Annotated in this window: 19 protein-coding genes; 13 read left to right on the top strand and 6 right to left on the bottom strand. The window is 29.6% G+C overall.

Going from position 1 to position 23873, the window contains the following annotated elements:
• Positions 1–59: 59 nt before the first annotated feature.
• Positions 60–869 (bottom strand): DUF3048 C-terminal domain-containing protein, encoded by an 810-nt coding sequence (locus bsdtw1_RS19490; protein WP_183279182.1) that lies wholly within the window; start codon positions 867–869, stop codon positions 60–62.
• Positions 870–1041: 172 nt separating this feature from the next.
• On the opposite strand from bsdtw1_RS19490, the gene bsdtw1_RS19485 reads away from it, so the two are divergent.
• Positions 1042–1884, top strand: a complete 843-nt coding sequence (locus bsdtw1_RS19485) for a fumarate hydratase (RefSeq protein ID WP_183279181.1) — start codon at positions 1042–1044, stop codon at positions 1882–1884.
• A gap of 12 nt (positions 1885–1896) precedes the next feature.
• The gene (locus bsdtw1_RS19480; RefSeq protein WP_183279180.1) at positions 1897–2454 is read left to right on the top strand and encodes a Fe-S-containing hydro-lyase; all 558 of its coding nucleotides are present in this window, start codon (positions 1897–1899) and stop codon (positions 2452–2454) included.
• Between the two features lie 52 nt (positions 2455–2506).
• Here the strand turns inward: bsdtw1_RS19480 and bsdtw1_RS19475 are convergent, their stop codons facing one another.
• Positions 2507–3364, bottom strand: a complete 858-nt coding sequence (locus bsdtw1_RS19475) for a YitT family protein (RefSeq protein ID WP_183279179.1) — start codon at positions 3362–3364, stop codon at positions 2507–2509.
• Positions 3365–3670: 306 nt separating this feature from the next.
• Between bsdtw1_RS19475 and bsdtw1_RS19470 the strand changes: the two genes are divergently transcribed.
• Positions 3671–3829, top strand: a complete 159-nt coding sequence (locus bsdtw1_RS19470) for a hypothetical protein (RefSeq protein ID WP_183279178.1) — start codon at positions 3671–3673, stop codon at positions 3827–3829.
• A 146-nt stretch (positions 3830–3975) separates the two neighbouring features.
• Entirely contained in the window at positions 3976–4983 is a 1008-nt protein-coding gene (galE, locus tag bsdtw1_RS19465) for a UDP-glucose 4-epimerase GalE (protein WP_183279177.1), read from the top strand.
• Positions 4984–5245: 262 nt separating this feature from the next.
• Here galE and bsdtw1_RS19460 read toward each other — a convergent pair whose 3' ends face one another.
• Complete coding sequence (locus bsdtw1_RS19460; protein WP_183279176.1) at positions 5246–6823, bottom strand: putative ABC exporter domain-containing protein; 1578 nt, start codon at positions 6821–6823, stop codon at positions 5246–5248.
• Position 6824: 1 nt separating this feature from the next.
• Positions 6825–7523 (bottom strand): ABC transporter ATP-binding protein, encoded by a 699-nt coding sequence (locus tag bsdtw1_RS19455; protein ID WP_183279175.1) that lies wholly within the window; start codon positions 7521–7523, stop codon positions 6825–6827.
• 305 nt (positions 7524–7828) lie between these two features.
• Between bsdtw1_RS19455 and bsdtw1_RS19450 the strand changes: the two genes are divergently transcribed.
• From bsdtw1_RS19450 to bsdtw1_RS19440, 3 genes are all read left to right on the top strand, one after another.
• The gene (locus bsdtw1_RS19450; protein ID WP_183279174.1) at positions 7829–8185 is read left to right on the top strand and encodes an arsenate reductase family protein; all 357 of its coding nucleotides are present in this window, start codon (positions 7829–7831) and stop codon (positions 8183–8185) included.
• A 346-nt stretch (positions 8186–8531) separates the two neighbouring features.
• Positions 8532–10763 carry a ribonucleoside-diphosphate reductase subunit alpha gene (locus bsdtw1_RS19445; RefSeq protein WP_183279173.1) on the top strand — a complete coding sequence of 744 codons (2232 nt, stop codon included), beginning with the start codon at positions 8532–8534 and terminating at the stop codon, positions 10761–10763.
• Between the two features lie 61 nt (positions 10764–10824).
• Positions 10825–11859 (top strand): ribonucleotide-diphosphate reductase subunit beta, encoded by a 1035-nt coding sequence (locus tag bsdtw1_RS19440; RefSeq protein WP_183279172.1) that lies wholly within the window; start codon positions 10825–10827, stop codon positions 11857–11859.
• A 126-nt stretch (positions 11860–11985) separates the two neighbouring features.
• On the opposite strand, the gene bsdtw1_RS19435 is transcribed toward bsdtw1_RS19440, so the two are convergent.
• On the bottom strand, positions 11986–13401 hold the full coding sequence (locus tag bsdtw1_RS19435; protein WP_183279171.1) for an aspartate ammonia-lyase: 1416 nt from the start codon (positions 13399–13401) through the stop codon (positions 11986–11988).
• A 378-nt stretch (positions 13402–13779) separates the two neighbouring features.
• The gene (locus bsdtw1_RS19430; protein WP_183279855.1) at positions 13780–14859 is read right to left on the bottom strand and encodes a glycosyltransferase; all 1080 of its coding nucleotides are present in this window, start codon (positions 14857–14859) and stop codon (positions 13780–13782) included.
• An 839-nt stretch (positions 14860–15698) separates the two neighbouring features.
• Between bsdtw1_RS19430 and ribD the strand changes: the two genes are divergently transcribed.
• From ribD to bsdtw1_RS19400, 6 genes are all read left to right on the top strand, one after another.
• Positions 15699–16787: a bifunctional diaminohydroxyphosphoribosylaminopyrimidine deaminase/5-amino-6-(5-phosphoribosylamino)uracil reductase RibD gene (gene ribD, locus bsdtw1_RS19425; RefSeq protein WP_183279170.1), complete on the top strand. Its 1089-nt coding sequence runs from the start codon at positions 15699–15701 to the stop codon at positions 16785–16787.
• Between the two features lie 117 nt (positions 16788–16904).
• Positions 16905–18092, top strand: coding sequence for a GTP cyclohydrolase II (gene ribA / locus bsdtw1_RS19420; protein ID WP_183279169.1), 1188 nt, complete (start codon positions 16905–16907; stop codon positions 18090–18092).
• A 203-nt stretch (positions 18093–18295) separates the two neighbouring features.
• Entirely contained in the window at positions 18296–19828 is a 1533-nt protein-coding gene (locus bsdtw1_RS19415) for a methyl-accepting chemotaxis protein (protein WP_183279168.1), read from the top strand.
• Positions 19829–20160: 332 nt separating this feature from the next.
• A complete protein-coding gene (locus bsdtw1_RS19410) occupies positions 20161–21603 on the top strand; it encodes a YfdI family membrane protein (RefSeq protein WP_183279167.1) in 1443 nt (480 codons plus the stop codon).
• Positions 21604–21670: 67 nt separating this feature from the next.
• The gene (locus tag bsdtw1_RS19405; protein ID WP_183279166.1) at positions 21671–22522 is read left to right on the top strand and encodes a GGDEF domain-containing protein; all 852 of its coding nucleotides are present in this window, start codon (positions 21671–21673) and stop codon (positions 22520–22522) included.
• Positions 22512–23864: a hypothetical protein gene (locus bsdtw1_RS19400; RefSeq protein ID WP_183279165.1), complete on the top strand. Its 1353-nt coding sequence runs from the start codon at positions 22512–22514 to the stop codon at positions 23862–23864. The genes bsdtw1_RS19405 and bsdtw1_RS19400 overlap by 11 nt, the downstream gene beginning before the upstream one ends.
• The last annotated feature ends 9 nt before the right edge of the window (positions 23865–23873 follow it).

Below are 23873 nucleotides of genomic sequence, written 5' to 3'. Positions count from 1 at the left end.
TTACTAAGAGGATATACTATTTATAAATTAATTGAGAAGTATGGTTTCATAAGATAGAATTATTTTTTAACAAGATATTTTGATGTAATTATGTTTGTTGAACTATCAGTGACTACCCAGTAAGTATTTCCACGAATTAATGTCAACGGAGTAACTCCATCACTTAAGAAAAAATTGTTATCTCTCCAAAATATCTTCTGAACTTTTCCACCTGTGAATAAAAAACCATCGCCTTCTCCTTTATGAGAAAAGATATCTTCGTGGTTTATATTTTTCTCATCTACGTATTGGATGACTAAATTTGTAAAAGAAAGCTCTTTGTTTGTAACGACATTTTTTTCTGTTATAGGACCATTATAGTGAACATAGTTTTCTCCATTATATGTAAAGCTGGAGGAAATGCCTGGCTTATATTCTACAAAAACTGTATCACAGTTAGATTTAAAATTAAATTTATATAAGTCTACCTTGTCCATAAAATCGAAATGAGGTATGTCTTTTAATGTTAGATTTTTAATCACATCTATAGAATCATTTCTCTCAATTTTCTTATTATAAAAAACTGCCCAATATTCTATATAATTGCTTTCCTTATTAAAGGTTTCATAGACTATATCACTTATTGTTACATTAGTGAGGTCTTTTATTTTTACGGGAGAATACTTAATGCCTATTACTGAATTTGATGATCCTACTTCAGTAATCCTTTCGCCTGTTATAGGGGATACACTAATACTGTTATGGGGAACTGAATTAGCCTTGTCCCTATTTATTATATGATAGAAATCATAAAATACTATTATTAATAGTATTACTATCAATCCGTATATTATTATGTCGTAAAGTTTGGAGGAAAGTTTTGTTTTCATGCCTACTCCTTAAAATAATGATATAATAGATTATAATTTCATTCTCAGCATAATATGCTAACAATTATAATTTATATTTAAATATGAAACACTTCAATCCAAAATCTTTTTTCAAAACTAGATAATAATATATTTAAAATATACTTTATTAAAATACTTGGGGAGGTTAATTATGAAAGAAATACATATTACGCAAATAATAGATTCAGTAAAAAAATTATGTATATCTTCAAACTATTATCTTGGAGAGGATTTAAGAAATAGTTTAGAAAATGCTAGAAAAAATGAAAGTTGGCCAATAGCTAAAAATATTTTAGATAATATTGTGATAAATTCAGATATTGCTAAAAATGAAAATATGCCAATATGTCAGGATACAGGTATGACATGTGTGTTTGTAGAATTAGGCCAAGATGTACACATCACCGGTGGGCTTCTTGAGGATGCAATAAATGAAGGAGTAAGAAGAGGATATGACGAAGGGTTTTTGAGAAAGTCTGTAGTTGAAGATCCTATAAATAGAGTTAATACTAAAGATAATACCCCAGCAGTAATTTATTATAATATAGTAAGTGGGGATAAAATGAAAATTACTGTTGCGCCTAAAGGTTTTGGATCAGAAAATATGAGTGCAATAAAAATGTTAAAGCCATCTGACGGCATAGATGGTGTGAAAGAATTTGTATTAGAAACTGTGAGAAAAGCAGGTCCTAATCCATGCCCACCAATAGTAGTTGGGGTAGGCATTGGTGGAACCTTTGATAAGGCTGCTAATTTGGCTAAAAAGGCACTAATAAGAAATATAAATGAAAGCAATTCAAGTAGCTACTATGCTGATTTAGAAAAGGAACTTTTAGAAAAAATTAATGAGCTTGGAATAGGCCCTCAAGGGTTTGGAGGAAAAACAACAGCATTAGGTGTAAATGTTGAGGTATATCCAACACATATTGCAGGACTACCAGTCGCAGTAAATATCAATTGTCATGCTACTAGACATGCTGAGATAGAGTTATAGGAGGAAGATTAATTGGAAAAGAAGATAATCATGCCATTAACTGACGATAAGGTCTTAGAGCTAAAGGTTGGAGATACAGTACTTATAAGTGGTACTATATATGCTGCAAGAGATGCTGCACATAAAAAGCTTATTGAATTAATAGAAAATAATAAAGAATTGCCTATTGATGTTAAAGATTCAGTTATTTATTATGTAGGGCCAACTCCAGCTAAGCCAGGCGAGATAATAGGGTCTGCTGGTCCGACAACTAGCTATAGAATGGATTCGTATACTTCGCAGCTGTTAAACTTAGGACTTAAAGGTATGATAGGTAAGGGGCTAAGAAATAATGAAGTGGTTGAGAGTATAATAAAGAATAAAGCTGTATATTTTGGTGCTATCGGAGGCGCAGGTGCTCTCATTTCTAAATGCATAAAGAAAAATGAAATAGTTGCGTATGAGGAACTTGGAGCAGAGGCTATAAGGAGATTGGAAGTAGAGGATTTACCTGTTGTTGTTATAATAGATAGTGAAGGTAATAATTTATATGAAATTGGACAAAAGAATTATTTAGATAGTATTAAGTAAATAGATAAAGGGAATTTCTATATCATTTGATTATAGAAATTCCCTTTATTAGCTATATGTTTTTAAATCCTTTTCCTCTAACTTCTGATATATCGATTATCGTTAGGAAAGCCTTAGGATCTACTAAATGAATTGTATTTTTTAGTTCTATCATCTGTCTTGTGGTCACAATACAATAAAGCATTTTCTTTTTATCATGAGTGTATTCACCTTCAGCGAATAACGATGTGACTCCTCTGTGTAAATCGTTAATTATATAATTTATTACGTCTTCTTCTCTTTCAGTAAGTATAAGAAGCAAGTTTTTTCTTGATAAGCCTCTTACCATAACATCTAATACATAACTTTGAATGAACATAGAGATTAGAGTATATAATGCTTTAGGAATACCGAAGAAGAAAGCACCTACAGCAACTATGACTAAGTTAAGTGTAAAACCTAATTTTCCTATATTAAAATTTGAATATTTTTTTCTGATTAGCATTGTAATTATATCTGTGCCTCCAGTGGAGCCGTTTCTTGAAAATACTAATCCATATCCAATTCCGCATAATACCCCACCATATATACAATAAAGTAGAATATCATCAAGCACTATAATTCTAGAAAAAGGAGAGGTAATTATAAGTGATACAGATAAAGATACCATTCCTAATGCAGAATACATTGTAAATTTTTTATCTAGCTTAATATAACTAATTATAAATAAAGGTAAGTTTATTAAGAATACAGAAAAACCTGCTTTAAAGCCTTTTAAATATTGAATGATTAGCGCTACGCCAGTAGCTCCACCACTAAGAAGCTTTGCATGGGTTAAAAATATGTTTATACCCAAGGATGATATAAAGCAGCCTGTTACTATTATTAAAATATCAAGTATGTAAGATTTTCGAGTTCTTATGTAGTCCATTTTGAAATCCTCTCACTAAAAGATAAATGTTTTACATGAAAATTATATAAGAATAACAGTATTATGTAAAAAGGAGAATAACCCCTAAAAGCAAATTACAAGTTTTTATTCATGGTTTAATAAAAAATGCTATAAATTCTTCATTATTCCTTATAAAGCCTAGTATACAATATTATGTATTAATGTATACGTAAATTTAAATAAATTAATTATGATTAATTTATGCATTAATAGACAATATTTATACTGTGATATAGAATATAGATTGAGTAATTAAAAATATTTAGTTGAATAGAGGAATATAAAATGAGAATTAAGCTTCCTGGAAGTATGAAAACTAAAATTATATTACTAATAATATTAGTATTTCTTAGTATAGGGATTTTCATAAAAGAAGGAATTACAAATAGTAAGCATACTGATAGTAAAGTTACTATTGAAAATCAAACTATTAAATCAAAGTAAAGAAGTTTAGAGTAATATGTACATTTTGGAAATTGATTCAAAATTAATTTACAAAAGAGATTATGTGCATAGCAGTTTGTAACATTATTGTAATGCACTACAATATAGTAATAAATTAAAATAGAATATGTAGGAGGGGATAATTTATGAAAGTATTAGTGACAGGTGGAGCAGGATACATAGGTAGTACAATATGCTCTGCACTTATTGATAATGGACATGAACCCATAATATTAGACTCATTAGTAACAGGAAGAAAAGAATTTACAAAAGGAAAGATATTTTATCAAGGAGATATAGCTGATAAAGATCTCTTAGAGAAGATATTCTCTGAGCATCCAGGTATTCAGTATACAATACATTGTGCAGCATTAATTGTTGTTCCTGAATCTGTAGAAAGTCCTTATGAATATTATAGAGAAAATGTAGGTAAATCATTAGAATTATTTCATACATTAAATAGATTAGGCTGTAAAAATGTAGTGTTTAGCTCATCAGCATCAATATATGATGATGTGCCGAACTTCATGGTTACCGAAGAAGCATCACTTAATGCAAGAAGTCCATATGCTAGGACAAAATATATGATGGAAATGATACTAAAAGACTTCTGCTCGGCATATGGGATGAAGGGTATAGCGTTAAGATACTTTAATCCAATAGGAGCAGATCCTAAAATGCGTTCAGGGGTACATGTTCAATTTCCGAGTCATGTATTAGGAAAGTTAGTTGATGTTGCCCTTGGAAATGATCCTGTATTTAAAATAACAGGTGTTAATTGGGATACAAGAGATGGATCAGGAATTAGAGATTTTGTTCATGTTTGGGATCTTGCACTTGCACATGTTAAAGCTGTTGAAAGATTTGAAGAGGCTTTTAAGGACTCAACTGCTAAAGATAACTATCTAGTTATAAATCTTGGAAGTGGCAATGGGGTTACAGTAAAGGAACTAGTTAAAGCCTTCGAGAACGTGTATGGTAAAGAAATAAATAAAGAAGAAGCGATGCCTAGACCTGGAGATGTACCAGGAGCTTATGCCAACGCTGATAGAGCTAAAAAGTTACTTGGATGGCAAGCACAAATGTCTATAGAACAAGGCATTGCTGATGCATTAAAATGGGGAGATATAAGAGAAACCATAATCAAATACTAATGTGTACAAGATGGCGCTTAATATAAAGATAATAAAAAATACAGGCTATAAATTATGAAAATTTATAGCCTGTATTTTTATTTTGAATACTATTAAAGATGTATCACTTCGATCCGAAGTCTATTTTTAAAACTCTCATAGGTTCTGGTGAGAGAATTTAAAAGTATAAAATTTATTACGAGACGATATAATCATAAAATAAGTATTCATTTTTAAATATATAACCATACAATACTAATATTTAGAAAGTAATATATATAATTTAATCTAATTCTATATGATTCAGAATTCCCTTTGATAATTGGAGTATAACTACTGATGCAAACAAGTTCCAGATAAGAAATGCAAAGTATATTGCATAATGACCTAAAAATGATAATTCATTTGCAATGATAGCAGCGCCTATTATGCCAGGAAGAACATAAAGTATTATCGAGAAAAACATTAAAAGGCCTTTAATTGCATCGGAATTTATACCACCAAATAATCTTAAATTAAGTACTGCTCCGTAAGTGAATACAAATCCAAATGATATATATACAAGCATGCAAAGTATTGCATCAAGCGGATTAGCTTTTATTATTATTGCTAAGGTTAAGAAGACTATAGCGCCATCTGAGACGTATTTTAATACTGAAGATAATGTGGCCCAGAATATTTTTTTATCATCATTATCTGGTATTAAAAATATATAGGGTTTTACGATCTCGAAGTTAAACTTAGAAGCAAAGTTAGATATGCAACCCATATATATAGTGAAGTATAGGAATATAGTTATATCCTTTATAGGAAAGAATAATCCATATCCTATTGCGCCTAGAAGTAAGGCACCTGTATACATATTAACAAGGCCAAAACCTGTCTTTCTATATTCTAATAAATGCTTTCTGAAGATAGCTTCTCCAAACATACTATCGTATTTATAAGTGACTTTTCTGGTTTTCCTTTTTCTCTTACCCTCAAGCATAAAATCTGCAGATTTTATTTGCTTAGTTTTTATATTTTTCATAGTTTCGTTTAATTCAGATTTATCTAATACATCTTCATAGAAATCTAAGTTCAGATTATAAAGTATCAATACAATCACAATTAGTACTGATAGTAATAAACCTAAATAAATAAATAATGAATAGTTTAAACCAGTGAAGCATTGACCTATAATAGCTTTGACCCAGCCGATTACAGGAATATAGTCTAAGTTATGATTACTATACATTGATGTAAGATATACTAATAAGTTATTTCTGTGATTATAGCCGTTATAAGCTGTGTAAAGTACTAAAACAACAGCAAAAACTTCTGCTACTATTTGTAATATATTTTTCAAATAAGTTCTTTTAGAGCATATACTATAGATCAATACTGAAGTAAATGATAAGATTATGAAAAATATTATATATGTCAATAGTAATACTATTACACCTAAAGGGGCAAATCTAAACCAATTAATTAAATTTGGTATTTGAAATAAGATAAATAAAGATGTAATAAAAGTAGTTTGTATCTCTTTAATGAATCCATACATAAGTATATTTTGTGGACTCAACGGAGAAGTAAAAGCAAAATTCACATCACTCATAAGAAATGATGAATTTCTTTTCTGAGCTCCAAAATATACTGTAGTAATCATAAATATTATAGTAACTAGAGTTGATATTCCTATAAAGTAAGCAGACGGAGTGTTTTTCATATTTGAATTCTTTGATATAAAAGGTGCAACAACGCAATAACCAAGTAAAAGTGCATAAAATAAAATTGGTATTAATTTTGAAGGTTTTCTTTTTATAAGCTTTATATTATTAATAAGGCTTCTTCTTAATATATATAAAAGAGGAGACATATTATTTTTTCTCCGTGAATTCAAAGAAGATATCTTCTAGAGATTCATTAGATTCATTAAGTTCACTTTTACTCTTGGATATTACTATTTCTCCATCTTTCATTATCAGTATTCTATCCCATAACTCTTCCATGCTATCAAGCAGATGAGTACTTATTAGAATTGATACTCCATCATTCCTAAGGTGGGAGATTAAATTCTTTAATTCTTTTATAGCTTTTGGATCTAAACCAATCATAGGTTCATCGAACAGTATTACAGAAGGATTTGTGATTAAAGCACAAATTATGCTTACCTTTTGTTGCATACCCTTGGACAATTCTTGGGCAAGCTTTTCTTTTTTATCAAACATATCAAAGGTTCTAAGCAATTCTTCAGCCTTTGCATCGTAATTTCTTATTCCATAAGCTTTAGCCATGAAATGAATATGTTCTTCAACAGTTAGTAGGGGATAGAGAGATGGTAGTTCAGGAACATATCCAAAAAGGCGTTTGCCTTCAACTGACTTGTTAACTTTACCACATATTTTTATTTCACCTTCATATTTTAATAAGCCGGCAATTGATTTTAAGGTAGTGGACTTACCGGCGCCATTAGGTCCAACTAATACTGCTATTTCCCCTTTATTTATCGTAAAGTTTATATTCTTAGCCGCTTCTAGCTTATTATATTTTTTTGTTAAGTTTATCACTTCTAACATACTATTCCTCCTTGAAATAATGACTTAATACTTTAGAATAAAATCTCATATTTAAATGAATTATCCTAAGTGATGCTTATTAAATATGACATAATATTGAATTAGTACATCTGTAGATATAAGAACACGTATACATTGTACCATTAAATTCCAAAAAATTCTCTATTAACAGTAAAACTTAAGAGAATTTTAAGATGTATAGTAAACAGTGGATAAGTATCTTTACTTTTTTATTAGGTTATTTTAATATAGTTTATAAACAAATGCCAACGGAAAACAGATATATTTATTAGGAGGAAATTAAGATGCCAGTTACATTTATACAATATCCAAAGTGTAGTACATGTAGAAAAGCCAAAAAGTGGCTTCAAGATAATAATATAGAGTTCAGTGAAAGAATTATTAATGAAGATAATCCTAAAAAGGAAGAATTAAGCCTATGGATAGAAAAGAGTGGATTACCGGTAAGTAAGTTTTTTAATACTAGTGGGAGACTCTATAAGGAACTTAATCTTAAAGATAAAGTAAAGACAGCATCAAACGAAGAGCTTATTGAGATTTTAGCTTCAGATGGAATGCTTGTGAAAAGGCCGATATTGTTAAAAGACGATGTAGTTTTAATTGGATTTAAAGAAGATCAGTGGGAACATCAAATAAAATAACCTTAATTAAGTTGTTGAAGTAGGTCGCTTCAACAACTTTTTCATTATATATGATAAGGAATAATCCAGTTTTGTAGCTATGAAAGACAAGGCAAAGACTATAGGGTTATTTATGGATTATATTGGGAAAATTTTTTCGAAAAGTTAGATATGCAAAAATGGTTTAGTAAGGAAAAAGAAGAAAAAATGAAATGTATACAATAAAGGTATATTATTTTAGCTATTTTGGGAGAAAAGCAATTTTACAAATTAATTATTTGGTTATTATAATATATAAGACAATATATTGTGTTATTGAGAATAGAATGTTAATAAACATACTATATATTGTGGGAGGAGAAATGCTATGAAAAATCTATCGGAATTGTGTGATATAGCGCTAAGTGCTATTAATGGGGATAAAGAGGTATATTCAAATAAAAAACTTGTAGATTCATTAGAACGTATAATAAGAGAAAACATGAGTTATAACGATATGATAAATTCAGCAATACAAGTTTGCCTAGAACTTACGACTGAAGATGAACCAAAATGGCTTAATGGAGCAGCTAAGTTATATATAGTAAGACTATATGATGAAGTAAGAGCTAACAGAGGAATTGATAAAGATTCAGATCCTTATAAAAACTTTTATGATTTTGTTTCTGAACTTACTGAAAAAGGGCTTTATGGAAAATATATTTTAGAAAACTACTCAAGAGAAAACATAGACGAATTAGAAAAATATATGGATCAAAAGAGAGACCTTTTATTTACATACAGTGGTATAAGTTTGCTTGCTAAAAGGTATCTAATTCAAGACTTCAACAGAAAGCCACTTGAATTACCACAGCAGATGTTTATGGGAATAGCTATGCATTTAGCAATACCAGAAAAAGATGATAAAAGAGTTTATTGGGCTAAAAGATTTTATGATGTACTTAGTTCATTAAAAGCAACAATGGCTACTCCAACAATGTCAAATGCCAGAAAGCCATTTTATCAATTAAGTTCTTGCTTTATCGATACAGTAGAGGATAGTTTGAAAGGTATATATAAATCCCTAGATAACTTTGCAGAGGTATCAAAATTTGGTGGAGGAATGGGAATATACTTTGGTAAGGTAAGAGCTCTAGGCTCGGCAATAAGAGGGTTTAAAGGTGCTTCAGGAGGGGTTATACCTTGGGTGAAGCTTTATAATGATACAGCCATAGCTGTTGATCAACTTGGTGTTAGAAATGGGAGTGTCTCTATTTGGCTAGATGCGTGGCATAAAGATTTACCTGAATTTTTACAACTAAAGACTAATAATGGAGATGACAGAAAAAAGGCTCATGATGTGTTTCCTGGTATATGCTACCCAAATTTATTTTGGAAACTAGCAGAAGAAAAGATAGATACTAATTGGTATTTAATGTGTCCGCATGAAATACGAACAGTAAAAGGATATTCTCTAGAAGACTTCTATGGCGAGGCCTGGGAGGAGAGATATTGGGACTGTGTCAATGATGAAAGAATTGAAAAGAAGATAATGTCTATAAAAGATATTGTCAGACTTATAATAAAGAGTGCAGCAGAAACAGGAACTCCATTTGCATTTTATAGAGATGCTGCTAATATGATGAATCCAAACAAGCATAAAGGAATGATATATTCATCTAACCTGTGTACTGAAATAATGCAAAATATGAGTGCTATGGATATCCTTCAGGAAGAAATAACAGATGTTAATGGAGATAAAATAGTAATTGAGAGGACTAAGGCAGGTGATTTTGTTGTTTGTAATTTATCTTCAGTAGTGTTAGGAAATGTTGATGTTACTAATGATGAAGAGCTTGAATACATTGTAGAAACTCAAATAAGAGCTATGGATAATGTTATAGACTTAAACTACTATTCAGTTCCTTTTGCTGAGATTACAAACAAAAAATATAGAGCTATAGGGCTAGGAACAAGCGGCTATCATCATATGCTTGCGAACAATAAGGTGTCCTGGACTAGTGATTATCATATAGAGTTTGCTGATAAGGTTTATGAAAAGATAAATTATTATGCAGTAAAGGCTTCAATGAACATAGCTAAAGAAAAAGGAACATATCCACACTTTGAAGGTTCTGATTGGGAAACTGGTGATTACTTTAGAATTAGAAATTATGAATCACAAGAATGGGTAGAATTATCAGAAGATATAAAGAAGCATGGCATGAGAAATGGATATTTACTAGCTGTAGCACCAAACGGATCAACTGCGACTATTGCGGGAACATCAGAGGGAATAGATCCGGTTATGTCTAGATTCTGGATGGAAGAGAAAAAGGGTAGTATAACCCCAAAGATAGCACCAAATCTTTCAGAAGATAACTATTGGTACTACAATTCAGCGTATAATATCGATCAGGCATGGTGTGTTAAGCTTAATGGAGTAAGACAAAGACATATTGATCAGGGACAGTCCTTTAATCTTTATATAACAACTAATTACACCATGAGACAGATAATGAACCTTTATATAGATGCTTGTAAATCAGGTGTTAAGAGTATATATTATGTTAGGTCCAAATCCCTAACAGTAAGTGATTGTGAGAGCTGCTCAGCTTAATTTCGGCACAGTGATCAAACATAAACTAAAAAGGTGCATATGTATTAAGGAGGAATAAAGTATGGCTATCAATAAAAAACCTCTGTTTAATGAAAATGGAGATACTGAAATCTCAAAAAAGAGAATGGTAAATGGAAATACAACAAATCTTAATGATTTTAATAATATGAAATACACTTGGGTATCTGACTGGTATAGGCAGGCTATGAACAACTTTTGGATACCAGAAGAAATTAACTTAGCTCAAGATCTGAAGGATTATCCAAAGCTTACTGGTGAAGAAAGAGTAGCATATGATAAAATATTATCATTTTTAATATTTCTTGACTCAATACAGACAGCTAACCTTGGAAATATAAATAACTATATAACAGCAAGTGAAGTGAATTTATGCTTAACTATCCAAGCATTTCAAGAAGCAGTACATTCACAAAGTTATAGTTACATGTTAGATACAATATGTCCACCAGAAAAGAGAAATGAAATATTATTTCAATGGAAAGACGATAAGATACTTCTTGAGCGTAATAAGTTCATAGGTGATTTATATAATAATTTTGTTGAAAATCCAAATGAGAAAACTTTCTTAAAAACTATTATGGCAAACTATATCTTAGAAGGAATATATTTTTACTCTGGATTTATGTTTTTCTATAACTTAGAGAGAAATGGTAAAATGCCAGGATCAGCTCAGGAAATTCGATACATAAATAGAGATGAAAATACCCATCTTTGGTTATTTAGAAATATAATAAGAGAACTTCAAAGAGAAGAACCTCAGATGTTTACTGAAGATTTAGTTGAAGAACTAAGAGAGATGGTTAGAACAGGTGTAGAAAATGAGATAGCTTGGGGACATTATGTAATAGCAGATGGCATACAAGGACTAAACAAAAAGATGATACATGACTATATTAAGTATTTAGGCAATATAAGGCTTAATGACATAGGCTTTAAGCCTTTATACGAAGGATATGATAAGAATCCATCTACATGGGTAGATATATATGCTGATGCTAATTCAGTTAAGACTGATTTCTTCGAAGCAAAATCAACAGCTTATGCAAAAGCAGGTGCTTTAGTTGATGATCTGTAGGATTACTAATTTCTAAATTACAGATAGCTATTATTAATAAAAGTAAAAGACAAAGGTGTTATCCAATCCTTTGTCTTTTTATTTATTGATATGCTTAATTTCAACACAGTACTTTAACAGTGCCATTTATGAAACATCACGTATGCTATCTTTTAGTTCTGATGGCTTAATTAATTGAGAGGGATCAAGCATTGTATCTATTTCTTCCTTGGAATAAATGTCTTCACCATATAGAATTTCTCTAATTGATTTATCTTCTCTTAAAGCCTTTTTAGCAAGTTCGCAGGCTTTGTCATAACCTATGAATGGAACTAAAGAAGTCACTAAAGCAGTTGATTTTTCCAGGTTTTCAATACAGTTCTTTTCATTAACTAAAATATCATCTATACATTTTTCTCTAAACAATATAGCAGCTTTTTCTAGAAGTTCTAAAGATTCTAACATACTTTCAGCTATTAATGGAATAAATGCATTTAATTCTAACTGGCCAGAGGATGCGGCCATTGTTATAGCAGTATCATTAGCAATTACTCTCATAGAAATTTGTCCTACCATCTCAGGAATTACTGGATTTACTTTACCAGGCATTATTGATGATCCTGCTTGGCGAGCAGGAAGAATGATTTCACCAAAACCACCTCTTGGTCCTGAATTTAAAATTCTAAGATCATTTGATATTTTGATTAAGCTTGATGCACAAATCTTCAAGGTACTTGATACCTCAACGAACACATCTGTATTTTGTGTACCATCTATGGAACATTCACATCTTCTTATATTAAGTTTAGTAAGTGATCTTAAAGTGTCTGATATTATGAAAATATATCTATCACTTGAGTTTATTCCAGTGCCTATAGCTGTTCCGCCAATATTTATATTTCTTAGATTTTTTTCAGTTTCACGTATTCTGTATAAATCTCTTTCTAAGGCTTTAGCATATGAGCCAAATCCTTGTCCAACAGTCATTGGTACTGCATCCATTAGTTGAGTTCTACCAAGACGAAAGATTTGAGAAAACTGAGCTTCTTTTAATTCAAATGCTTCTTTAAGCTTATTTATTTCATTTGTAAGTTTTTGAATTTTTTTTATAGTAACTATTTTTAGCGCTGTAGGGCAGACATCATTGGTGGATTGTGACATATTAACATCATTTAGAGGATGAACTATATTATAATCTCCCTTTTTGCCACCAATAATTTCGATAGCTCTATTGGCAATTACTTCATTAACATTCATATTTACTGAAGTACCTGCACCACCTTGGAAAGCACTTACTTTAAATTGATCATCAAAAAATCCGTCAATGATTTCTTCGCTTGCCTTTATTATAGCTTCTGCCTTTTGTTCACTTAATTTACCAAGTTTCATATTTGTTACAGCAGCAGCTTTTTTTACTAAGGCTATCTCTTTTACAAAATCTATATTTACAGGTTTGCTATGCAAGTCAAAGTTTTCTAACGCACGAACAGTATTTATACCATAGTATTTGGAATTGTCAATTTCTTTTGAGCCAATTAAGTCTTTTTCTATTCTATATTCCATAATATTAACCTCGCTATAAGTTTTTTCTTTTATAAAATAAGATAATACATAATGCATAATTAATATCTATTAAAACCTTTGGCCAAAGATTTATTTAGACTAAAATCTTTAAAAAAATAAAAAAAGGTGCTTTCGCCTATAAGCGAAAACACCTTTGTTCTACATAAAATATAATATTCTTATATCCATATATTTGTCAATGTATTTTGTAAATAGTAGAAATACATATGGTATTTTCAATACGATTTCATTGGTAAATATATAAAATATGATTTGTAAAATGAAATATATGATAGTTTTCACTGTTAAAAAATGTAATAGTAATATTTTCAAGTTCTCCACTCAGAACCAAGAGGAGTTTTGAAAATAGATTTCTAATCAAAGTGTTTCAGCCGTATCGTTACTTTTCTTTAAACCTATAGATTCAAAATACTGCCGATTGTAAAGAACCCTATGATCATTAGGAGAGTAATTATAAGCTGTTTCATTATGCTCAAAAGCTTTTTTATGGTCTCCAAGTCTATCGTAGCAAACACAAAGTTGTATGTGGGGCAACCAAGTCCAAGAGGCTTCATTGAAGAAACCTAAGCTATCATTTGGCTTCTTTAGATTAGTAGCTAATTCATACCAAAATATCGCTTGGTCTAATCTATTCTCACATAAGTATGAAAAGCCAATTCTACAGCAAGCTTCAGCTCGAGGCAAATCATACTGGAAACTTCTGAAAGCATATTCACGAGCTTTTTCAAATTTGCCTTCGCCTTGATAATAATCTGTAAGGTTTGAACAAACTCTTATATTATCCTCATACCAACCGAATCCATCATCTAAGAACTTGTTATAGTTTAATAGAGCTTCTTCAAACTCATTATGATCATAAAGCTCATGTGCATAATATAATAAATCTCTAGGTGTGAATTCTATGCCTTGTTTTAGTTTTGATCTAAAGATTTCAATGTTCCTATTAGGGGTGGATTTTAATTTTTGATGGGTTACGCTTATATCGCTATTGATTATATTTCCGTATACCTCTAAGTACTCGTGAATGAAACCTTTCCACACAAAGTTCCTTGCTCTTTTGACAAGTCTATTGCGTCTGTAAGATGATGCCGCATTGCCGTGCTCATCGATTCCTATATTATATTTCATAGTAACTGAATCAACATTTGGGTCTAAGCTGGTTTTTAATTCTTTAAGTTTTTTCATATCTTCTGATAAAAATACATCATCCGCATCTAACCAAAGTATATAGTCTTTATTTGCTTTACTAAAAGCATAATTTCTTGCAGCTGAAAAGTCATCAATCCATTTAAAATCATATATAGTACTGTTGTATTTTTTTACTATCTCCTTTGTTCTGTCAGTAGAACCTGTATCAACAATTATGATTTCATCAACTATGTCTTTTATGCAATCTAAGCATCTGCCTATAGTAAGTTCCTCATCTTTAACTATCATACATAAACTAATACTTATACTTTTACTCAAGGAAACGACCTCATTTCATATCTAAATATTTTAATGAAAAGATAAATTAAATTGTAAAATCCTTTAATATAATATGTTGAAAAGTTCTTTTTGTTCATCTATAAATCGGTGATGTGGGTTAAAATAGGCTGGTTTTAGAATGTATATTTAAGAAAAGTTTAAGGTTACTGTAAGATAATATTAATCTTTTTAATATATCATAGGATTATAAAAGTTTAATAAATAGAAGGGAGTATAGCTATGAATAAGTACAGTAGCCAAAGTGGTAATATAGATAAAACTTCTATTATGTTTGATATAATTGTGATAACTATTTGTGTAATAGGTATGATAATTGCAATATTTCAATAATCAAATTATCTGATCAGTGAATAAGCGAGTTATTTAAGTTAGTGTAGAAAAATTTATCTATAGGCACATATATTGTTAGATTACCATAATAAAGTATTATGAGACTAATATTTTATTATGGTAATTTGTTTTTTATTGTTTAGCAATTTATAGTTAAATTTGTGGATAAGTATAGAGTTACTAACTTAACTATTAATTTATAAGAGTAATTACGGTAGTATTTGGTTTTACAAGTAGTTGATTAAAGTATAGATAATAATTATTATTAATTAATATTGACGTTCAGTTGATGCTGTGATAAATTTATACATAATAAATTAGAAAAATAAAGTGTACTAAATCTTTAAATATTGAACGTTTATAAATATTGAAGTTGATTATGGAAATAATAGAGTTGTTAATTTATAGATATAAGGTTTTTGCCATTTTCCCATTGTGTAAAAAGGATGTGTATATTTATGAGAGAAGTATATATGAACAAGGCTATTGAAATTGCTAATAGAGGAAGCGGTTTTGTAAATCCGGACCCTCTAGTTGGAGCAATATTGGTTAAGAACGAAAAAATAATAGGACAAGGGTGGTATAAGTATTTTGGTGGTGAGAAGGCAGAAATGATTGCAATAAAGGATGCCTGCGAAGACACTAGAGACAGTGAACTTTTTATAAATATCGAACCTGAAATTAATGAAGAAGATGATGAATATATTTCTTTTATTTCAAATAGTGGGGTAAAGAAAATATATATAGGAATACCTAATCCTAAAGAGGGTAGAGGTGGAAAAGCTGAAGAAGTATTTAAGTCATTAGGGATAGACGTAGAGTATGGTGTTTTAAGGGATGAATGCGAGGAATTGAATGAAATATATACGCATTATATAAAAACAGGAACACCGTTTGTATTTACAAAGTGGGCTATGACTTTAGATGGCAAACTAGCAAGTAGAACTGGCGATTCTAAATGGATAAGTAGCGAGAAAAGCTTAGAATTTGTACATTATTTAAGACAAAGGGTGGCTGCCATAATGGTTGGAGAAAACACTGTAAGGCTAGATAATCCTTTGCTAACCACTAGGCTAGAAGGTGTTGTCATATCAAATCCGCTAAGAGTTATAGTGTCAAAATATGGTGATATTCCTTTGAACTCTAATATATTAAAGGTTGATGCTAATACACGAACGTTGATAATAGCATCAGAAGATATTGCCATAGAAAAAGAAGAGGAATTAAAGAACTATGGTGTCGATATGATAAAACTGAGAGAGAAACAAGGTAAGATACAATTTGAGGATATAGTGAAGGCATTGGGCGAAAGGAATATAGACTCATTATATATAGAAGGAGGAAGCTCCTTGTTGGCATCTGCCTTTGAGAGTGGAGTGGTAAATAAGGTATATGCTGCAATAGCACCTAAGATAATTGGTGGTAAAGATGCAGTCACTCCAGTCGGCGGATTAGGAATAGAAAAGATGAATGATGCTATAAGGCTCAGTAGAGTAACTCACCAAATTATAGGTGATGATGTAATATTTAAAGGCTATATAGATTAAACAAAAGCTCGTATAAAAATAATATAAATCTTAAATTAATTAATAATGAGTATAAAAGAATTAGATATAGAACATTTTTTATAAGTTCTATGCCTAAATAATATTGAGGAGGAAAATATGTTTACAAAGATTAGCGAAGCAATAGAAGAGATAAAGAATGGAAAATCAATTATATTAGTTGATGATGAAAATGAAGAAAATAGTGGCGTTCTATTGACTTTATCGGACAATATTAATAAAGAAAACATTAATTTTATGACTAAGCATGGTTCAGGAATCATCTACGTGGCTCTTAAAGAAGATAGATTTGAAGAATTGAATCTACCTAAGTTAGTTGATGGAAGTGGTATCAAGAGCAGAGATGAGTATTCTATTTCATTAGATCATGAGAGTACTTCTAGTGGAGTATCTGCAGAGGATAAGGCAACAACTATAAAAATGTTAATAAAGCGAGGAGAGACTAGAAGAAACTTTAGGATACCAGGAAGTATATTTCCTCGTAAAGCAATTAATGGGGGAGTGTTAAAAAGAGCTGATAACCTAGAAGCTGCTGTTGATATTGCAATATTATCAGGAAGTTATCCTTCAGCAGTTTTAACACAGATATTAAATGAGGATGGTACTTTATCAAACTTAAACGATATAAGGGAATTGGCTGAGAAATATCAATTAAGCATTGTATCAATTGAAGACTTGATTGCATATAGAAGAGAACGTGAATGCTATGTGACTAAGGAAGCAGAAGCTAATCTCCCAACAGAATATGGGGATTTCAGAATGGTTGGATTTGTTAATAGGTTGAATGGAGAACATCATGTTGCTTTGGTAAAGGGTGACATAAATGAAGAGGATAAGGTTTTAGTAAGAGTACACTCAGAATGCCTTACTGGAGATGCATTCCACTCATTGAAATGTGATTGTGGAGAGCAACTGGCAGCAGCTTTAAATACAATAGAAAAGGAAGGAAAAGGAGTTCTTCTATATCTTAGACAAGAAGGAAGGGGTATAGGCTTAATAAATAAAATAAAAGCTTATAAACTCCAAGAAGAAGGCTTGGATACTGAAGAAGCTAATATAGCATTAGGTTTCCCAGCGGATATGAGGGATTATGGAATAGGAGCTCAAATACTTAGTGAATTGAAAGTTAAAAAGATAAGACTTATGACTAATAATCCTAAGAAGTTAGTTGGATTAAAAGGACATGGAATAGAAGTAGTAGAGAGAGTTCCACTAATAATGGATACAAATCTCCATAATGCAAGGTATTTTAAAACAAAAAAAGAAAAGATGGGACATTTATACTAAAATACTTTCAAATTATTATGGCAAACTTTATGGATTTGTTATACAATTTGTATAATATAAAAATTAAACATACATGTTTGAGCTTCAAGGGCGAAGCCTCACTAATAGTGAGGTTTTGCCCTTTTATTGTATAGATAATTATACATGTAAATATGGTTTAAACCTATGTTTTATTTTTTGAAAAGTATGAAGGGGGCTATAATATGATTGTACTTATAGTAGTATTACTAGGTTCAATATTACTTAACCTAGTATTAATGTACAAATATATTAATCAATCAAGAAGTATTGAGCAAGTTAGGGGGGCTTTAACAAATATTAAGGAAGGATGTATACCTGAGAAAATACAATTAGATAATAGGGGATTAGCTAATAAGAATTTAGTTGAAGTTACTAATGGTATAATAGACAGACTTTCAAAATTTAATTATGAAGTAGAAGTAACTTCCGCTCAGATATCTGCAGTATCAGGTGAATTGTCTGATTCAGTTGTAGATAACAATGAATTTATGCAAAATATATATCGCGAAGCAGAAAAAATAGGTTGTATAAATGATGATAGTGCTAAGAAAGTAAAAGAAACAGTTGAAGATATAAATGAAATATTAAATATGGTAAAAAAGATTATTGAAGCATCAAATGATTTGCTAAATATAAATAATAACTCTACAACTAGTATACAAGAAAATTTATCAGTGGTTGAAGCGCTAGTTAAGATTGTTGAAGAAGTAAATGAATCATCTTCAAAAACTAAAAGTATTGTTAATGAACTTAATAATACTTCGGAAGAGATAAATTACATATTAAACACTGTAAGTGGATTTGCAAAACAAACCAATTTACTTGCTTTAAATGCAACTATAGAATCAGCAAAAGCAGGGGAGTTTGGCAAGAGCTTTGGAGTAGTTGCCACAGAGATAGAAAAGCTATCTAAGAATAGTAATGAAGCTGTTAGTTCAATATATAAATTAATTAATTCTATAAAGAAATCCATTGAGGATGTTACAAAGATAGTAAGTAAAGATATAGAATTAATAAGCGCAGGATTTTCTTATTCTCAACATATTGGATATGGTCTTTCTCAGATAAATGATTCTTTAAATTCTGTTGATAAGCAGATAGATATTATCTTAAAGCTTACAAATAGGCAATATGATTTTACAAGAGATATTAAAAACAAGAGTATATATTTAGAAAATAGTTCAAAAGAAGTGAAAGATGGTTTTAAGTTATTATATAAAGGGATAAATGAACAAGTAGGAAGAACCATGTCACTAGAGGAGCTTAGTAAAGGACTCTTACAATACGTAGGTTCAATTGAGCACAATACTATACGGGACTCAAAAGATGATGATACAAAAGAATTAATATATGAGATATGTAAAAAGGCTTTAAAAATAGTAAATGCAGAGCTACTTAGTAAAACAAGTTTTTCTAACTTAGATAAAAGAGAGCATAAAGTAATGTTAGATAAGATACTTTCTGTGAATACATTTATTGAAGCAATATGGACAAATGATTCAAAAGGAAAGTTTATTTATTCTAATCCAACTAATGGAATAGTAAATGCACGTAGTAGAAAGTGGTTTTTAGCCAGTATTGAGGGAAAAGAATATATATCAGATAAGTATATATCTTCAATAACTAAGAATCCTTGTGTAACTGTATCAGTTCCAATAAAAGATAATAAAGATAACATAACTGGTGTTCTAGGATTGGATATTAAAATAGTATGATAAATAAATTTCTTGTGGGAAAATAAAAATTATTAGTCTATCACATTCGTGTAATATTCATTGAGAATTTTAGATGAGTAAAAACTTACTAAAAAAGTCGCTTAAGCGACTTTTTTATTTTGCAGAGATTATGGAATTTATTGACTGGAATGCCTACTAAAATAAGAGGAATAATAATAAAGGTGTATCATTACTAGTTCAATTATTAAATATATTTACAAAAGATTCTCTAGGAAAATCCAACTTATACATATCAGATAATAAATAAGAGTGCAGCTTATCGAAAAAGTATAAATTAAGTTTCTAGATATGAATTCTTTAAAGAGGAAGACATGAGAAAAATTAAGATTAATCTAAACGATTCATTTTTTATTTCCTTTGCTATTATTTTAATATCATTAATATGCACTTTTACTTTATTTATAAAACCTGTAATTGGAGTTGCAGACAACGGAGATTTTTATAGAATTATAAGTCAAAGTGGGCTTTATCATCTTTCAAAAAATGATAATGATATTTTTTTTGGATATTTTAATAGATATTACGGTATTTATAAGTACTATAACGAAAATGGTATGATGCTTTTATCAACCCAAGCAATACTGATAAGAATTGCTTTGTTTTTAAATAAAATACTCAAAGACGGGTATATTTTCGATATAAAATACTTAGCGATACTTTATGTTATTACTATGGATTTTGCAGCTTATTTCATTATTAAATCTTTAATAATGGATATAAAGTTAAAGAGATACAAACTTTTAGCTGTTTTATTATTTGTTTTAATATTTTGCGATACGGGATATATAGCTTATTTTAATTCATTTTATGGAGAAGCAGTAAATCTAAGCTTCTTTTTACTAAGTATTGGGCTATTACTTTACATATATACATTTGATAAGCTTACTCCAAAATATCTAATGCTATTTTCTATTATATCTTTAATATTTATAGGATCTAAGCAGCAGCTTGCACCAGTAGGAATATTATATTGTTTGGTCCTCTTAAGATTACTAATAATAACAAATAATAAACACATTAAGAAAACCATAAAGATTTTAACTGGTACATTTCTAGTAGTTTCTGCTATATTTTATTTTTCCATAGTAGGTCCATTTGATTATATAAATAGATACCATTCCATGACTAGAGGTGTACTTTTAAATGAAGTTAATCCAGAAGAAGTTCTAAGCGAGTTTGGAATTAATAGTCAGTATTCTATATTAGCGGGAAATATTTTTTATAAATCAATGCCTGTGATAGATCCCAATGACAATAAATTAATGAATGAGTTTTACTCTAAATATTCTTTTGGATCCATATTAAAATATTATGCAAAGAATCCAAGAGCTTTTGGCAAAGTTATGAGTATAGCCTCTGAAAATGCATATAGCATAAAACCAGATGTAATGGGAAACTACGAAAAATCTGCAGGAAAAAGCTTTGGAGAAAGAAGTAGTTTTTTTTCATTATATAGTTATTTTAAGAGTAAGTATTTACCCCATAATATTGGTTTTACAATATTTCTAATAATAATCTATTTTATTTTTGCTATTAATGATTATATGTTACACAGGAATAAAAAAGATACGAAAGCACAACTAGTAGAAGAAGTATTTCTATTTGTTTTTATAGTAGGAGCATCACAAGTATTGGTATCTGTACTAGGTGCAGGAGATGCTGATATTTCAAAACATTTGTTTATGTTTAATGTAAGTTTTGATCTGATGGTGTATTTTTCAGCTATACGGCTATTAAAGCACCAAAAACAGTGATTAATTGATACTATTCTATTTAAGCTAAAGTAGATGGTTATTAAAACAGAAGGAGGGCAAAAGATCTATGAGTTCGGAACAAGATAGGAAGAAAATAGATATATATGTAACTCTTTCAATAGCTTACTTTTTCGCAATTAATAGTTTGTTTATATATTTTAAATTTTATGAGAATGTTGAAAACTACATTTTGTTTACTATTGTGATGATAGTAGCAATGATTAGTTATTATACTAATATAACATTAGCTCTAATTACTACTTTAATAATTGATTTTATCTACTCTAGTTATAAGTTGTATATTACTTTCATAAATGGAGTTAGTATAGAGAGTGATGTTTATTATTGGATTGTTGCTATTCCTGTAACAGCAGTTATTTTTTCGAATTTATCACGATACATAGTTACTTTACAGGAAGAATCAAAAGTTTTAGAGAAAGAAAATCAATCTTTAGTAATGATTGATGCATCTACAGGCATAAGAAATGCTGCAGCGTTTTTCAATGAAGTTCCAATATATATGAGTATGAGTAAAAGATACAATATCCCATTAACATTAATGTTAGTTAAGTTTAGGTATAAAGATAAGCTTAAAGCTATAGTTTCAGAGGAACAATTCAATAAACTATTAATTGAGGTATCAAATATACTAAAACAGTCTCTAAGATTAGAAGATAGAAAGTATATCTTAAAGGATAAACTAATTTTTGCATTTTTACTTATTTCAGAAGGTGAAGGTTCAGAAATAGTAAAGCAAAGATTTAAAGAAAATCTAGAAAACATAAATATAAGCGATAAAGATTTATTTAATAAGTTAAAAATAGAGGTTGAAATTGGGTATTATGCATACAATGCTGAGATTTCAGATGCTTTCGATTTCTTAGAAAAAGCAGAGATGGAGCTAGAATATGATGTGTAAGATTAAACGTATTTGTATCATAAGCTTGCTTATAATAATATTTTTTTATAATAGTTGTAGCGCAACTGAAAAAAAAGTTTTAATTCTGTACGATTCTTATAAAGCCTTTACCAGTGATTATAGCAACTTAAATAATATAATAAAGCTTATAATGTCATCTAAGACTGTAAATATACAAATTAATAAGTTGAATTTAACTATGAATAATATTAATGAATATGATAATTTAATTGTTATTAATAATGAAAATAATGATTACAGTAAAAGTACATGTGAAAAGTTAAGTTTGTATAATGGTAATATTTTATGGTTTACTGATAACTACCGTGAAGTAAAAGAAGCAGTTAAAAATATTCACATGAGAGCAGCAAAAATAGCTATTTTTAAACCAAGTATAGATGACTATAAAACCAAAAACTTAATAATTGATGAAATAAAAGATAACAATAATCCTAAAAATGAAAAGTATTTAATTTTGAATAGGGTATATCCATTTATAGACCTTAATCAATTTATAGAGAAAGTAGATTTTTTATATGACAAAGGGATCCCATTTATTTGTGAAGCTATGCCTGTTTATGAAAATGTAGATTTTGTTTCCATGAAGAGATTTGGAGAGGTGCTAAGATATGCTCAAAGTAAGGGGGGCAGAGTAATGTTGAAAGCCCCTATATTTTATATGGGAGATCCTGGTGGCGAAGAAGTAATGGAGAGAACTCAATTGGCATTTACTAACTATTTAAAATATCAAGTATATCCAATAGGATTTAGTATATCAGATAGATGGATTTATAAGGAGGAGTATCGGCCAATAATAAATATTTCTGACACTATAATATTGGAGAAAGATCAAAATTTGAATGCACTTGATTTTGAAAACTTACATATTGATGCTTATAAGAAAGTTATGGAGAAGTTCGACGTAGGTGATCTAGAAGCTGCAAAAAAACAGACTAATCCTATAGGATTGGCCATAAATTCAGATTATAGCTTATCAGAGTTTAAAGAAAAGATAAGTAGCATTACTAATAAGGGGATGAAGTTTAACGATATATGTGAAGTAGAAACAAGAGTTAAATTAAAAGAAAATGAGATAATTAATAAAGAAAATAATATCTATTTAAATAACATATTGCAATACCAAGGAAAGTTTCTATCTAGGACTGAACTAGAGGAAATTTACTCGCAAGATAAAACAAATGAAATAAAGAATACAAGTTCACTTCTAGATATAAGCAAAGTGAATAGGTTGATTCTTATTTTTACAATTGTAGTATGTGTAGTATTTGCTATAATTGCTTACTTAGGGGGAATTATTGATAGAAGAAAATATTTTAAATAATGGAGTGAT

Origin of the sequence: Clostridium fungisolvens, assembly GCF_014193895.1 — a bacterium.
In the GTDB taxonomy this organism is placed as follows: Bacteria; Bacillota; Clostridia; order Clostridiales; family Clostridiaceae; genus Clostridium_AR; species Clostridium_AR fungisolvens.
The sequence above is the reverse complement of the archived record's forward strand: the minus strand, read 5'-3'. Positions and strand labels throughout refer to the sequence as shown.

Excerpts from the sequence above, each read along its gene's own strand:
- bsdtw1_RS19405 (WP_183279166.1), top strand. The coding sequence starts at position 21,671 with ATGAGTTCGGAACAAGATAGGAAGAAAATAGATATATATGTAACTCTT.
- bsdtw1_RS19485 (WP_183279181.1), top strand. The coding sequence starts at position 1,042 with ATGAAAGAAATACATATTACGCAAATAATAGATTCAGTAAAAAAATTA.
- bsdtw1_RS19475 (WP_183279179.1), bottom strand. The coding sequence starts at position 3,364 with ATGGACTACATAAGAACTCGAAAATCTTACATACTTGATATTTTAATA.
- ribD (WP_183279170.1), top strand. The coding sequence starts at position 15,699 with ATGAGAGAAGTATATATGAACAAGGCTATTGAAATTGCTAATAGAGGA.
- bsdtw1_RS19455 (WP_183279175.1), bottom strand. The coding sequence starts at position 7,523 with ATGTTAGAAGTGATAAACTTAACAAAAAAATATAATAAGCTAGAAGCG.
- bsdtw1_RS19470 (WP_183279178.1), top strand. The coding sequence starts at position 3,671 with ATGAGAATTAAGCTTCCTGGAAGTATGAAAACTAAAATTATATTACTA.
- bsdtw1_RS19410 (WP_183279167.1), top strand. The coding sequence starts at position 20,161 with ATGAGAAAAATTAAGATTAATCTAAACGATTCATTTTTTATTTCCTTT.
- bsdtw1_RS19450 (WP_183279174.1), top strand. The coding sequence starts at position 7,829 with ATGCCAGTTACATTTATACAATATCCAAAGTGTAGTACATGTAGAAAA.
- bsdtw1_RS19435 (WP_183279171.1), bottom strand. The coding sequence starts at position 13,401 with ATGGAATATAGAATAGAAAAAGACTTAATTGGCTCAAAAGAAATTGAC.
- bsdtw1_RS19440 (WP_183279172.1), top strand. The coding sequence starts at position 10,825 with ATGGCTATCAATAAAAAACCTCTGTTTAATGAAAATGGAGATACTGAA.
- galE (WP_183279177.1), top strand. The coding sequence starts at position 3,976 with ATGAAAGTATTAGTGACAGGTGGAGCAGGATACATAGGTAGTACAATA.
- ribA (WP_183279169.1), top strand. The coding sequence starts at position 16,905 with ATGTTTACAAAGATTAGCGAAGCAATAGAAGAGATAAAGAATGGAAAA.
- bsdtw1_RS19415 (WP_183279168.1), top strand. The coding sequence starts at position 18,296 with ATGATTGTACTTATAGTAGTATTACTAGGTTCAATATTACTTAACCTA.
- bsdtw1_RS19400 (WP_183279165.1), top strand. The coding sequence starts at position 22,512 with ATGATGTGTAAGATTAAACGTATTTGTATCATAAGCTTGCTTATAATA.
- bsdtw1_RS19430 (WP_183279855.1), bottom strand. The coding sequence starts at position 14,859 with ATGATAGTTAAAGATGAGGAACTTACTATAGGCAGATGCTTAGATTGC.
- bsdtw1_RS19460 (WP_183279176.1), bottom strand. The coding sequence starts at position 6,823 with ATGTCTCCTCTTTTATATATATTAAGAAGAAGCCTTATTAATAATATA.
- bsdtw1_RS19490 (WP_183279182.1), bottom strand. The coding sequence starts at position 869 with ATGAAAACAAAACTTTCCTCCAAACTTTACGACATAATAATATACGGA.
- bsdtw1_RS19445 (WP_183279173.1), top strand. The coding sequence starts at position 8,532 with ATGAAAAATCTATCGGAATTGTGTGATATAGCGCTAAGTGCTATTAAT.